This window comes from Paenibacillus sp. N22P23, assembly GCF_059383735.1.
The window spans coordinates 61,734-74,765 of sequence record NZ_JBXENT010000015.1; the positions used below are offsets into that span (position 1 = coordinate 61,734).

A 13,032-nucleotide genomic window follows, 5' to 3' on the forward strand; every position below is an offset into this window, starting at 1 on the left:
TGATGGCATATTTACGCTCGAAATACGATACGCATGTTCATACCGTGGAAATACTGCCTATAGTGCTTCCGGTTTCTTCGGACCTAGCACATACACAGTATAGCCCCGCTTCCGACCAAATTTATCGGCATACGACTCGCTGTCAAAATAAACATCAATCTTGTTGCCTTTGACTGCACTGCCCGTATCCTCGGCTCGTCGGAAACCGATTCCTTCGATATACACCCACCAGCCGATCGGAATGACTTTCGGGTCGACCGCAATGGTACGGCCTTCCTGAACGCGTGCTCCCGATGCGGTGATGCCGTACTGTGGATGGTTCTTTCCTTTGCCTGTCGAAGCCACGCCGGCTGAATAAGCCGTAAGGGTTACATTCTTCAGTATTTTCTTCGAACTGAAAGTAACGCCTCGCTTCGTCATGGTGGATACATTCGGCGAACTCGCCTTCAGCATCGTTACCTTCGGCTCAGGCTTCTTCGTCCCGACCGACACAATCTGATCGACAGAAGGTGACTTGGTCAACTTCTCAACGAGTGTCTGTGAGACTAGAACGCCGTCTTCGAAAGTCTTTTCATAACGTTTAACGACAGTGCCTTGTTTACCCGTTTGGACAAGCTGTTCTTTCCCTAGCGCTAGCTTGGGATCATCCTTCTTCACAATGGAGTAAGGAACGGGGTGGGTACTCTCCGAGATCTTCGTGTCAATCCGAGTGATCGAAATGATCATATTCGGCTTGAGTGTCGCGGATAACGAAGGTACTACCTTATCTTGACTGCGTATCGATATATGAGCCTGATCGATCGCCGCCTGTACGGTTCTTTCTGTCGTGTACAACGTTCTTGCTTTGCCGTCAGCTTTCACAATAAGAGGCACCGCTTGGTTAATGACAATTCGGTCACCGTCTTTGATACCGCCATCAAGCGGCATCGACACTTTATCATAAGTGCCAATTGCAATAGCTTGTTCATCCAGTAGGCGTTGAAGGACCCATTGCTTCGTAGAGACAATGGTTTCTCGTCCATTCACTACTACGGACACGCGCTTGTCAGCCGTTCCGTACAACAACACCAGAAACATGAAAGTCATAGCGATTGAGATCATGGCGCTTAGTACAATTAAACGCACGTTCTCATGCTTCCATCGCAATGCGAAAGACATGCTGGATGATCGTTTCCCATGGGTGTCCTTAAGCTGGAGTGCTCCCATTTCTTCGGTCCTCCTTACATAGCCCCGCCGCCTTTGTTTGCATGATTACATAGACGCGACTATAGAGATTTTCTTTCCAATTTCCGCCCCGGACCACTTCCATAATACAGCTTTTGTCGTCAGTTTATGCTTCTTTCAAACAAAAAGAAGCCCGACGACAGAGGATCTGTTTCGTGGCTTCCCATTAGACAATGGTAGCATGGAGTTGCATTCACGAGGTTGATCTCTCTTATTGACGCTTACGAGGTTAGCTGTCGGATTCGGACGTGAGAGTCGCCCTATTCGCTAATAGCACGGATTAATACTAGCTGTGCCAGTCGCAAAATTCACCCCAAGAAGAATTTCATGTCTATCGCTGTCTGCCTTGTACAAAACAGTGTCGCCCTTTAGTCGACGAACACGTTTTAAGGGGAAGAAACGAACAAGCTGTTTCTTCTTGATACAAACAGTTTCAACAATTGGTTCCCCCGCTCTCCGAAACACGGAGATTAAGCGTTTTATTGGAAAAGGAATACAAGTTTTGTTGCTCTGAAATGAATCATAACGTCTACCGCGGCACATTGTAAAGAACTGATTAATGACGATTTTAACGAATTTCAAGGAAAAATAGGCGAAAAGTAAGCAATTTCTTCAATCAAAATCAGTTTTATCACGAGAATAGTCCCAAATCCTTGCTTTCAAAGCCGTTTTCATCAGATTCCAAAACATTTCATTGCATTTTCGGTGGTTATTTTGCCGACTTCCTCCACACTTTTACCGGTTATCTCCGAAATCGTGTTTGCTACAAGACGGACGAAAGAAGACTCATTTCGCTTCCCACGATGGGGATGAGGTGCCAGGTAGGGAGCATCCGTCTCGATCAAAATTCGGTCCAGAGGCACTTGTGAAAGCACTTCCTTTGGCACCCTCGCATTCGTAAATGTAAGCGGTCCACCGAATGAAATATAGAAGTTCATATCGAGACATTGTTTCGCCGTTTCCCAGCTGCCGGAGAAGCAGTGCATGACGCCGCCAACATCCTTGGCATCTTCTTCGCGGAGCAATCTGACGACGTCCTCATGAGCATCCCGGTTATGAATGACGATCGGCATTCGTTTCTGCTTGGCCAATTGAATTTGCTCGCGGAATACACGCTGCTGAACATCCTTCGGCGATGTATCCCAGTGATAATCCAGGCCAATCTCGCCGATTGCCACGACCTTCGGATGGTCACACAGCGACGCAATCCAGTCTAAATCCTCGGGGCGCATATCAATGCTGTCAACCGGATGCCAGCCGACAGCAGCATAAATAAAGGAATACTGCTCGGCAAGCGCCATCGTTGTTGGAATTGTTTCACGGTTGAAGCCGATATTGATGAGCTTATGTACGCCGGCAGCCTGCGCTCTTTCGATAACTTCTGCTCGGTCTTCGTCGAATTTATGCGAGTCTAAATGTGTGTGCGTGTCGATTAACATCGTGTAACTAGAAACCCCTTTCTACATTAAAGCAAATAATTCGCGGATTTTCGCAGGCAGCAGGTGGGCTGATTCGCGAAGCGGTTCCTCCGGGTAATAAAGGTGGTACCTGCCTTGATGGATACCGGTGATCGATCGAATGATATCCGAACGGCTAGAGATTTCCGACAATCGTTCATCACTGCTCAGCAGCAGAATCGGAGGTTTTTCCTCTTTGCCCGCAGCAGTTGTTGAACCGGGACGATAAACATCGTAGGGCATGTCGTAAGGAAAGTCAATTTCTAGGTGATAGTCCGGATGAAGGCCGATTTCTCGCAAGTGGTCACGGATTTCCTGCCATAGCTTCTCGTCAGGGTGATCCATCGTTACATATTTGTACAGCTTGCGATTAAGGAACCGGCGGCATAGGTCTGATAACACAGGATCAGGCTCATGGACCCATTGCGCGAAGGCCGTTTGAACAAGTGCTTCATCCAAATCCAAATAGCCTTCAATATCTATTGTGCCCGATAGCAGCATCTGAATAGGCTTCATTAATGAATGAAATTCGTAGTCACTGCCGAAGAGCTCTTTTGCCCTTCGAAAGATTTGCCTTAATATAATCTCCGAGCTTCTCGTAACCGGGTGAAAATAAACCTGCCAGTACATCTGATAGCGAGACATGAGATAATCCTCGACCGCATGCATGCCGCTCTCCTTCACAACGATTCTTCCTTGATGAGGCCGCAGCACTCGCAAAATCCGCTCAAGATCAAAGGTACCGTAATTCACTCCTGTAAAATAAGCATCCCTAAGCAAATAATCCATGCGGTCGGCATCCATCTGACTGGAGACCAGACTAACCACAATAGGCTGATGATAGGTTTTACAAATAACGGCGGCAATACGCTCGGGGTAGCTCGGATCAAATTCACGCAAGACCGTATTAATTTCCGTATTTCCAAGCAAAATGCGGCAAGTCCACTCCTCATGGTGGCTGTCGAACACATCTTCAATCGAATGAGAGAAGGGTCCATGTCCGATGTCATGAAGCAATGCTGCACATAGGGCAACCAGCTTCTCTTCCTTTGGCCAATCGGTATACCCGCTGCGCTCAAACTGAGATATAATTTTGCGAGTAATTTCGTAGACGCCAAGGGAATGAGAGAACCGGCTGTGCTCTGCTCCATGAAAGGTCAAATAAGAAGTGCCGAGCTGGCGTATACGACGCAGCCGCTGAAATTCCCTTGTATTAATAAGCTGCCAAATCAGTTGATCTTGAACGTAAATATACTTATGTACGGGGTCCTTAAATACTTTCTCTTCTGCGAGTTTGTCCTCTCGATGAGCAGCACTCATGTCGAATCACGCTCCTTCAAGTTCAATCATTCGACACAATTGTCGAACTATTGTCGAATAATGTCGCAATTTCATTTCCAACCACACTACGTTTGCAGTACTATATAGATATTGAATAAGTGCCTATTTACAACGATAATCAGTTAAAATGGTCACAATTACCGATAAATCCAGGTTGACTATTATGGGAAACGTTGGTATTATAAAGGCATTATATGATAGAATTTTGTCGAATGATGACGACTTAATCCATTGCGAAGGGGAATAATAGATATGATGAAATCTACAGGTATTGTGCGTAAAGTAGATGAACTGGGACGTGTTGTAATTCCAATTGAATTGCGCCGTACGCTTGGAATCGGTGAGAAGGATGCTCTTGAGATCTACGTGGATGGCGAGCGCATTATGCTGAAGAAATATGAGCCGGCTTGTATCTTCTGCGGCAACGCGGAGAACGTCGCTTATTTCAAAGGCAAAATCGTTTGTAACGTTTGTTTAACAGAAATGCCAACTCCCGTTACAAAATAAGAGACAAATTCAGATTTATAGGTTATAATACATTTATCAAACCTGTTAATTCTAACCTTTTTATACTCCTTGATGCCTTCCTGAGCCATAATGGTCAGGAAGGTCTTTTTTTTCATTTCTAGAATTCTTCTATTTTTTCATTACTTCATTATATACATCTCGTTTTTGCAACCCTCGATCAAGCGCTGTTCGCTTAATGGCTTCCTTCCGATCCTCACCTTGCTCCTCGTATCGGCTGACATGCTCCTCCAGCTCTAGCCCGCTCCACCATACCGGATCATCCAGCTGCAATTGAGCTGCTTCTTCTTTGCTTACACCTGCAATAACCAAACAATACTCGCCAAGTGGCGGATTCTCTTCCAGCCATGATATACACTCCGATATCGTTCCTCGGGCAGCTTCTTCATGACGTTTCGTTAATTCTCGCACCATCGCCATCTTCCGATCACCCAGCTGCTCAAGCATAACTGCAAGTGTCTTTACGATCCGATGCGGCGACTCGTAACAAATCAATGTTGCCTCTTGTCTTTGCAATGGCTGCAGCCAAGAAGTAAGAGACTTGCGTTCCCGTGGAGGGAAGCCCGTAAACAGAAACTTCTCTGTCGACAGACCCGAGATAATTAATGCAGATAACGCTGCATTCGCTCCCGGAATCGGTACTATTGCAATGCTGCTCTCAGCTGCTGCTGCAACCAGATCAGCACCCGGATCTGATATTGCCGGCAGCCCTGCATCGCTTACAAGCGCAATGGACTGTCCGCTTGCCAGCAGCCTGATTAGTTCGGGACCGCTCGCATCCTTATTATGCTCATGGTAGCTGACAAGCCTAGTCGAAATTTCATAATGAGCCAGCAGCTTGCGTGTTTGGCGTGTATCCTCTGCTGCAATTATATCGACTTCTTTTAAAATTCGAATCGCCCGAAAGGTCATGTCCTCTAGATTGCCGATAGGCGTACCAACTAAATACAACGTTCCGGCCCCGCCTGCGCTGCCGGCATCTGCTCCACTGAAACTACGCTGTACGATCATTTGCTCGAATCCCTCATTTCCGCTTCCGGCGCTTGATCTCCATAATAAATCCGCATTAACTCATCATTATATTGTCGCTGTTCATTATATACGATCATCGGGGGCAGCAGCTTCAGATCCGGTTTTCCATCTCTTGCCGCTTCTATTAGTACCATATTAGCTTCGGCTCCGGCATGTGGATGCACGAATCGAATACGTTTGGGTTCAAGCTTCCACTTACGGAATGTTTCCAGTATCTCGACCAATCGATTGGGACGATGCACCATTGCGACTCGTCCACCTGGCCGCACATGCCGCGCACATGCTGCCACGATGTCATCCAGCGTTCCATTACGCTCGTGCCTAGCCGCAGCAAAATGCTCATTCTCATTCTGATCACCTGTCCCAGCAGGCATATAAGGTGGATTTACCGTAATCACATCGTAATTTCCATGTCCGCTTTGTTTATAAAAGTCACGTAAATCGCCTTCATAAATATGAATGCGATCCTCAAGCCCATTGGCCTTTACACTCCGTCTTGCCATGTCAGCAAGCCGAGGCTGAATTTCAACGGCATCAATCTGTGCTTTCGTCCTTGTCGTCAGGAGCAGCGGTATAACGCCATTGCCCGTACACAGATCCAAGATTTTGCCGCGCGGCGGCACAGCGGCGAATCGAGCCAGTAATACGGCATCCATAGAGAAACTGAACACTTCACGACTCTGGATAATATGTAGTTGATGCGTTAGTAAATCATCCAGCCGTTCATTCGGTTCCAATGTTACTTCATTAATCATCATTAATTGCTCCTTACGTCTGCCAAATTCGATCACCTTGAATATGCAAACAAGACCCTATGGAAGGGTCTTGTTTCTTATTCCTTATTGAGAAACGAAAGGCAGAACAAACAATCGCCTTCCGTTCGCAAATGTCCATAATAGAGATTACAAATATGAAAACCTTCATGATACAATCTCGCCAAATTATCATACCCTTGCCCAACGCCTGTCGCATCACTTGCCAGCACAGGTTCATCAATCGGCATGGGTTGAGAATCATCTTCCACGGCTGCGACCGGTACCGGCTTAGGCGTATGGCTGGAAGTTTCCCGTTTTAATACTTTGCGCAACTGCTGATTTTCTATACTAAGCCGGTTGTTTTCTTCCAAGAGCGATTTGATTTTCTGCTTCATCGCTCCCAGCTCAACATGAAGGTTTCCCATATGGGATTCCAATTCGCTTATTTGACTAAATATGTCTTTTTTCAAGTCTCCACCCCAAGGCTATACAGCTTCGGATTTGCTTACTTATTTCACTACAACATCATCAAGCGGTAGTTCCTTCGGTTTGCCTCCATCGAAGAGCTGTACATAAACCGATTTAGAGCCTGCATTGATTCCGGTTACTTTACCTTCACCATACGAAGTGACAACAATCTTGCCTACTGCCGGCAATTCTTCGCGAACGCTCTCATAATTGTCATGCTCATATTTCAAGCAACACATGAGTCGTCCGCACAAGCCGGAAATTTTGGTCGGATTCAGCGATAAGTTCTGATCTTTCGCCATCTTAATGGACACCGGTTCAAAATCACCGAGCCAAGTCGAACAGCATAATACGCGTCCGCAAGGTCCAATACCGCCAAGCATCTTCGCTTCATCCCGCACACCGATTTGTCTAAGCTCAATTCGTGTACGGAATACGCTGGCCAGATCCTTAACGAGCTCACGGAAGTCAACGCGGCCTTCAGCTGTGAAGTAAAAAATAATTTTATTGCGATCGAATGTAAATTCGACATCAACGAGTTTCATCTTAAGCTGATGATCTCTTATTTTCTCAAGACAGGTCGCAAACGCGTTGCGTGCGGCTGCCTTGTTCTCTTCGACAATTTTGGCGTCATTGTCACCGGCGATCCGAATGACTTTCTTAAGAGGAAGGACAACATCTGCTTCTCCGACTTGTTTCTGTCCAACCACTACTTTACCGTATTCAATCCCTCTTGCCGTCTCAACAATGACATGCTGATCCTTATCTATTGGGAAATCGACCGGGTCAAAATAATAGATTTTGCCCGCCTTCTTGAAGCGGACACCAACGACGTTATACAACGTTTCACCCCTCCTGTACACGGATTAGCAGCTGCTCAAGCGCTAATTGCGGCGATACATGCGCTCGCATGCGTTTGCCTGCCTCAAGCGTATACTCCATACATTTCACCCAGCCCTCAGCCGAACGTGAGAATGCATGCTTACCAATCCAATCAAGCTGATCTATAAAAACAAGAGCCTCGTGTCTTCCTGCTTGAAAATGAATCATATCTTTGTACCATAATACGAGTAATGACAACAGAAGCTGAGGCTGCTCACCAAGCTCTGTCTTAAAAATATGCTGTTGCGCAGACATCATCGCCGCAGTAAACCGCGTGAGACTGTCCTTTCCTAATTGTATCACTACGTTTCTCATTTCTGCAAACCCATTCTGCTGGATAAGCGCCCTGCACGCATCTAATCCCGATGCAAGATGAACGGCAGCACGAGCCGGCAGTTGAGGAACTCCTTCATTCGCCAACGTTTGCAGCATATCATTCGGTGCAAGCGGCATGAATGGAACCCATTGTGTTCGTGAACGGATCGTTGGCAGTACGGCTTGTCCATTCTCTGTCAGAAGAATCGCCACAACCGGCGACTGCGGCTCTTCCAGAAACTTAAGCAAGCTGTTTGCAGCTTGAAGTGTCATCGTCTCACAACGCTGCACAATATAGATTTTGCGTGACGTGCTTATATTTCGATAGGCAAGCTCCCTTTGAAGCTCGCGAATTTGGTCGATTTTAATGGAATTTCCATCTGGTTCCACCAGATGCAAATCCGGCTGGTTGCCATGCTCAAACTTTCGGCACTCCAAACATTCGCCGCAAGCGTCATCGCCTTCGCCTGTACAGAACAGTGCTTTAGCAAAAGCCATTGCCATGTTCATCCGCCCGCTTCCGGGCGGCCCACTAAATAAATAGGCATGCGAAACTTTGCCGCTTGTCAGCGCATAAAACAAAATGCGTTTCGCCTTCGGTTGCCCGGCAAGCTGTGCAATGCTCATGGTAAAGATCCCCTCTATGCTAGAAAAACAAATTAATTAGAATGCCGCGAATATCCCCGACTTTTTGCAGCAGCTCAAGCCGTCCTTCTTCGGTTTCAAGCAGCTCTTCACCCATCAAAACAAGTGAAGAATCAATTTCCTCTAATAACTTATATCGCTTCGTACGGCCACGACGGTCAAATCCGCGCGTTTCTCTCATTCCGATACCCCGTCTTACAGTATCTTCGAGGAATTGCTTCACCATCTGGCGATACAGCCGCAGCTCTCTTACGGTCATCGATCTTGAGAGCCGCTCCCCTTGATTATGGATATTTTGCAGTTTCTCCTGCAGCTGTTCAATGGTACGTTGTTCGTCCTGAAAATTCATAACATCTGAAAAGTTCTTAGGCGCAATCGGTTTGGAGCCGAGGTCCGGCCGCGTACGGTCTTGCCCTAAAGGACGCCAACCCGGATTAATCTTCATTGAAGTTCACGTCCAATCAGAAATGTTCGAACCGCTCTACCGGTACGACGAATACCGCAGCACCGCCAACTTGCACTTCAACAGGGAACGGAATATAGGCATCTGTCGTACTGCCCATAGGAGATACAGGTGAAACAAGCTGATCGCGGACTTTACAGTTCGAACGAATAACCGTCATAACCTCATGAACTCGTTCATCCTCAATACCGATCATGAAGGTTGTGTTGCCTGCACGTAGAAACCCGCCGGTACTTGCCAGCTTGGTTGCTCGGAATCCCTCTCTTACAAGTGCATTCGACAACCGGTTGCTATCTTTATCCTGTACAATCGCAATAACTAATTTCATCAATATCCCTCCTAAAATTTTCGAAAGACATCGTTACATTATTATTAATTTGACATCCCTTGTAAATAATCCTTTAAAATCGTCTATTTATTATAGCAATGACATCATTCAACACGTTCTCCTGCGTTTGTTCGGCATCAACGCGCACAATTCGATCCGGATCGGCAGCCATCAGCCTGCGATATCCTTCACGCACCTTCTCATGAAACGCTATACTCTCCAGGTCCAGTCGATTGATCTCCCGTCCGGATGTAGCATTAATCCGTGCTATGCCGGCCTCCGCTGATATATCCATCCATATCGTCAATTGTGGCATAAAGCCTTCTATCGCAAATTGGTTGATGGACCATACTTCTTCAACGCCAAGCCCGCGTGCATAACCCTGATAGGCCAGGCTGCTATCGACAAAACGATCGCATATGACAACATCGCCTTGAGCTAGTGCCGGCAGTACCTTCTCAACAAGATGCTGTCTTCTGGCTGCTGCATAGAGAAGCGCCTCTGTCCGCGCATCCATGGATGTATTCGCTGTATCCAGGATTACCTGTCGAATTTGCTCAGCAATCGGGATGCCTCCTGGTTCTCTCGTCATCATGACATTTCTGCCTTGGGCCCTCAGTGCATGTACGACGCCCTCAATAAGGGTCGTTTTACCTGCTCCTTCGCCGCCTTCTATTGTCAAAAACAACCCTTTTTTCACTTCAGTACTCCTCTGTCTGTTAATACCCTTATCATATCAAAGCCAATCATAGGCGTAAACGACTAGCCTGTCCGCAATACTGTTATCGTCTGCATGGTTGGATCTATTGCTCCTTGGCATCTCGCGCCATGCTCCATGAGCTGTTGAATGTAATGAATAGCTTCCTCCGTAATCCGTTCGCCTTCATAGAGCAGTGGAATGCCGGGGGGATAGGGGATAATCGCTTCTACGGTATAACGTCCTGCCGATTTCGACAATGCAATTATTTCAGTCCCGTATGATGTATGTTTTACACCTGATCTCGTGAATGCAACCGGTTCCGACAACGTTCGATGATGATCGATTGGCATATCGAGGTTATCCTTAGCTTCCAAACCCTCGAACTCAACTTCTTCTGCTATTGCAATCAGCGCTTTTTGAAGTCTAGCTACATCCGAATCAGATGCTGCCAGCCCAAATAATAGTACAACATAACGAAGGTCAGCCATCTCAGCATAACAGCCGTACTGTTCTAAGCGTTGCTGCAGATCAAACCCGGACAAGCGCCCATGAGCTTCTCGCAAAACGACACGAATCGGATCTATCCTAATTGCATCAGCTGGTGATTGATCCTGCTCATCGACCAGTGTTAGTGTCTGATAGGCCGGTTGTTCATTGATCCAACTTCTAAACGTCCCAGCAGCACGAACACCTTGTTCAAAAAGATCGCTGCCATACATTTGCAGCATGGCCCTCGTCATATCAAGCGAGGCCATAATCGGATACGATGGGCTTGAACTTTGCACCATTCGAAGTGAATCTGCAAGCGCCATCGTATTTATTCGTGGACCTTGAACATGAAGCATAGCGCCCATCGTCAGTGCCGGCAATGTTTTATGTGTCGATTGCACCACAGCATCCGCGCCTGCTTGCATAGCGGAACGCGGAAATGCCGGATGCAGCCCATAATGGGCACCATGCGCTTCATCAACAAGAAGCAGCATTCCATAATCATGAATCAGGTTTGCATAGGGTTCTAAATCAATACTCAGCCCGTAATAGCTGGGGTTCGTTAGAAATACGCCTTTTGCCTCTGGGTATTTAGACATGGCCTCTTCAATTTGTGATAGATCCGGTAAAACGTCTAAACCGCTGCCTGCGTCCTTACGAGGCATGATAAACACAGCATTAGCCCCTGCGAGCTTTAAACCGCTTAGAACCGATTTATGCGCGTTACGCTGTACGATGACTAGGTCTCCAGGCCCACATACAGCTAGCAGCATCGCTAAATTACCAACCGTGCTTCCTCCAACGAGGAAGAAGGTCTGCTGTGATTCGAACAACTCTGCAGCTAGTGTTTGTGACTCTTGTATGATACCTGATGGTGCATGAAGATCGTCGGTCATCGATATTTCAGTTACATCAATCTTCATCATATTTTGAAATGCCTGTAATGCATCATCGTTCATGCTAGTCATACGCGTGAGAGATTGACCATACTTATGGCCTGGCACATGAAAGCTTACAGGATCCGATTGCTGCAAGGTAGTTAATGCATCGAATAGCGGCGCATGCCACTCTTTGTTATGAAGGTATGCCAAGTAACTTCCCCCTGTATAAACTTCTTTCTCTCATCATAATCCATTATGACAGCAACATAAACCTGCTGTGTATTCATAGCCAATAAACAAAATAACCCCTATCCATTCTCGGGTAATTGTACAACTCGAGACGAAATAGGGATTACTTGAACATTGCGCTGATGCTGCACGTCCGTTTAGGCATTATTTTGCATCCAGATCCGCTTTAGTTGGTGAATAAAGAAAGGGTATTTAGCATCCTGCACTTCTGTACGCACCATCTCAACCTCACAGGTTTCGCAAATAAACTCATCAATGATTCGAATCCCTTGCTCTTTCTCATGGCCGCAAATAATGCATGAGTTTCCCGCAGTCTCTTCCATCATTTCGTTTCACCTCATCCAAGTGAAAATATGTCATTGCTTCTAGTATGCCACAAAGTCTAGTAAACTATACGACTTTCATAGCCCATTTCAAATAGTAATACAGTCTATGTTGATGCGCCCAGGTTGGTGACGACGGGCTTGCACTTCTTTCGAAGGGAAGTCTACAAATTAACCAACCATTTACCGATACATGGTGTAGAAGGCAGAAAGGCGTGACTCATCATGCGCGGTAAACTTGCTGAACAAGAGAAAGCAACAATCTATCAATATCAGCTCATCCAAAAAGTGCTCGTACGAGACGAGCTGCGGCGAAGCCATCTCAGTGTTCTGGCCATTCTTGCTATCTTCCTCTGGCTCATGTATCAAATGGACGGTATGCAAGCACTCGGAATTGGGTTCTTAAGCACCCTCGTTATCCAGTTTATTATTACTCGGTTAACACTTATCCGTGTTGACGAGCCTGACGATCGCAGATGGGGCTGGCGAATCATGCCACCATGGATCGGTTACATTCCTACAGCTCACATCGAGCTTGCCTTGTATCGAAGATTGCATCGCCACTTACTATGGCTTGGTCTATGCGCCATTGGCGTCTTCTATCCATGGGCCAACGAAGCTACAATGATCAGCCTTATTATGTGCCATGTTTGGATACTGGCGCCCCGGCTTGTCATCATGCGCAAGCTGCGTAAGGCAAAACGAAATGGCGTACTTCGCATCGCCGTAACTGAGGTCAGCTTCTATCATCGATAATCCGTTTCTTTCGAAACGGATGGATGACGGCAGCTGACTTTTTATGTAGAAGCAACAAAAAACCGACCATATCGAATATGGTCGGTTCATCGTGCTTGGCAACGTCCTACTCTCCCAGGACCCTGCGGTCCAAGTACCATCGGCGCTGAAGGGCTTAACGGTCGTGTTCGGGATGGGTACGCGTGGTTCCCCTTCGCCA

15 protein-coding genes, 1 rRNA gene and 1 riboswitch are annotated in these 13,032 nt (G+C 46.7%); of the genes, 2 read left to right on the forward strand and 14 right to left on the reverse strand.

Annotation, left to right across the window (positions count from 1 at the left end):
* Window positions 1–57: 57 nt before the first annotated feature.
* The 3 genes from AC506A_RS29655 to AC506A_RS29665 form a co-directional block, all read right to left on the reverse strand.
* Window positions 58–1,206, reverse strand: a complete 1,149-nt coding sequence (locus AC506A_RS29655) for a resuscitation-promoting factor (protein WP_495464614.1) — start codon at window positions 1,204–1,206, stop codon at window positions 58–60.
* A 221-nt stretch (window positions 1,207–1,427) separates the two neighbouring features.
* Window positions 1,428–1,711: riboswitch (cyclic di-AMP (ydaO/yuaA leader) on the reverse strand.
* A 187-nt stretch (window positions 1,712–1,898) separates the two neighbouring features.
* A complete protein-coding gene (locus tag AC506A_RS29660) occupies window positions 1,899–2,663 on the reverse strand; it encodes a TatD family hydrolase (protein ID WP_091225522.1) in 765 nt (254 codons plus the stop codon).
* Window positions 2,664–2,684: 21 nt separating this feature from the next.
* Window positions 2,685–4,001 (reverse strand): HD domain-containing protein, encoded by a 1,317-nt coding sequence (locus AC506A_RS29665; protein WP_495464615.1) that lies wholly within the window; start codon window positions 3,999–4,001, stop codon window positions 2,685–2,687.
* Window positions 4,002–4,274: 273 nt separating this feature from the next.
* Between AC506A_RS29665 and AC506A_RS29670 the strand changes: the two genes are divergently transcribed.
* Window positions 4,275–4,529 carry an AbrB/MazE/SpoVT family DNA-binding domain-containing protein gene (locus AC506A_RS29670; protein ID WP_090648939.1) on the forward strand — a complete coding sequence of 85 codons (255 nt, stop codon included), beginning with the start codon at window positions 4,275–4,277 and terminating at the stop codon, window positions 4,527–4,529.
* Window positions 4,530–4,658: 129 nt separating this feature from the next.
* Here the strand turns inward: AC506A_RS29670 and rsmI are convergent, their stop codons facing one another.
* The 10 genes from rsmI to AC506A_RS29720 all read right to left on the reverse strand — a co-directional run bounded on the left by rsmI (window position 4,659) and on the right by AC506A_RS29720 (window position 12,080).
* On the reverse strand, window positions 4,659–5,558 hold the full coding sequence (gene rsmI / locus AC506A_RS29675; protein ID WP_495464616.1) for a 16S rRNA (cytidine(1402)-2'-O)-methyltransferase: 900 nt from the start codon (window positions 5,556–5,558) through the stop codon (window positions 4,659–4,661).
* Window positions 5,555–6,337, reverse strand: coding sequence for a tRNA1(Val) (adenine(37)-N6)-methyltransferase (locus AC506A_RS29680; RefSeq protein WP_495464617.1), 783 nt, complete (start codon window positions 6,335–6,337; stop codon window positions 5,555–5,557). Before AC506A_RS29680 ends, rsmI begins: the two co-directional genes overlap by 4 nt.
* Before the next feature lie 74 nt (window positions 6,338–6,411).
* Window positions 6,412–6,759: an initiation-control protein YabA gene (locus AC506A_RS29685; RefSeq protein ID WP_495464625.1), complete on the reverse strand. Its 348-nt coding sequence runs from the start codon at window positions 6,757–6,759 to the stop codon at window positions 6,412–6,414.
* 84 nt (window positions 6,760–6,843) lie between these two features.
* Window positions 6,844–7,644, reverse strand: a complete 801-nt coding sequence (locus tag AC506A_RS29690) for a PSP1 domain-containing protein (protein WP_495464618.1) — start codon at window positions 7,642–7,644, stop codon at window positions 6,844–6,846.
* Window positions 7,645–7,648: 4 nt separating this feature from the next.
* Window positions 7,649–8,626 carry a DNA polymerase III subunit delta' gene (holB, locus tag AC506A_RS29695; RefSeq protein ID WP_495464619.1) on the reverse strand — a complete coding sequence of 326 codons (978 nt, stop codon included), beginning with the start codon at window positions 8,624–8,626 and terminating at the stop codon, window positions 7,649–7,651.
* 19 nt (window positions 8,627–8,645) lie between these two features.
* Window positions 8,646–9,089 carry a YaaR family protein gene (locus AC506A_RS29700; RefSeq protein ID WP_495464620.1) on the reverse strand — a complete coding sequence of 148 codons (444 nt, stop codon included), beginning with the start codon at window positions 9,087–9,089 and terminating at the stop codon, window positions 8,646–8,648.
* Between the two features lie 16 nt (window positions 9,090–9,105).
* Window positions 9,106–9,435, reverse strand: a complete 330-nt coding sequence (gene darA / locus AC506A_RS29705) for a cyclic di-AMP receptor DarA (RefSeq protein ID WP_090985945.1) — start codon at window positions 9,433–9,435, stop codon at window positions 9,106–9,108.
* 73 nt (window positions 9,436–9,508) lie between these two features.
* Entirely contained in the window at window positions 9,509–10,135 is a 627-nt protein-coding gene (gene tmk, locus AC506A_RS29710) for a dTMP kinase (protein WP_495464621.1), read from the reverse strand.
* Window positions 10,136–10,197: 62 nt separating this feature from the next.
* Entirely contained in the window at window positions 10,198–11,715 is a 1,518-nt protein-coding gene (locus AC506A_RS29715; protein WP_495464622.1) for an aminotransferase class I/II-fold pyridoxal phosphate-dependent enzyme, read from the reverse strand.
* Window positions 11,716–11,891: 176 nt separating this feature from the next.
* Window positions 11,892–12,080 (reverse strand): sigma factor G inhibitor Gin, encoded by a 189-nt coding sequence (locus AC506A_RS29720; RefSeq protein ID WP_494822092.1) that lies wholly within the window; start codon window positions 12,078–12,080, stop codon window positions 11,892–11,894.
* Window positions 12,081–12,302: 222 nt separating this feature from the next.
* Between AC506A_RS29720 and AC506A_RS29725 the strand changes: the two genes are divergently transcribed.
* The gene (locus AC506A_RS29725; RefSeq protein WP_495464623.1) at window positions 12,303–12,833 is read left to right on the forward strand and encodes a transposase; all 531 of its coding nucleotides are present in this window, start codon (window positions 12,303–12,305) and stop codon (window positions 12,831–12,833) included.
* Between the two features lie 93 nt (window positions 12,834–12,926).
* On the opposite strand, the gene rrf is transcribed toward AC506A_RS29725, so the two are convergent.
* Window positions 12,927–13,032, reverse strand: a 5S ribosomal RNA gene (gene rrf, locus AC506A_RS29730); the annotation flags it as partial.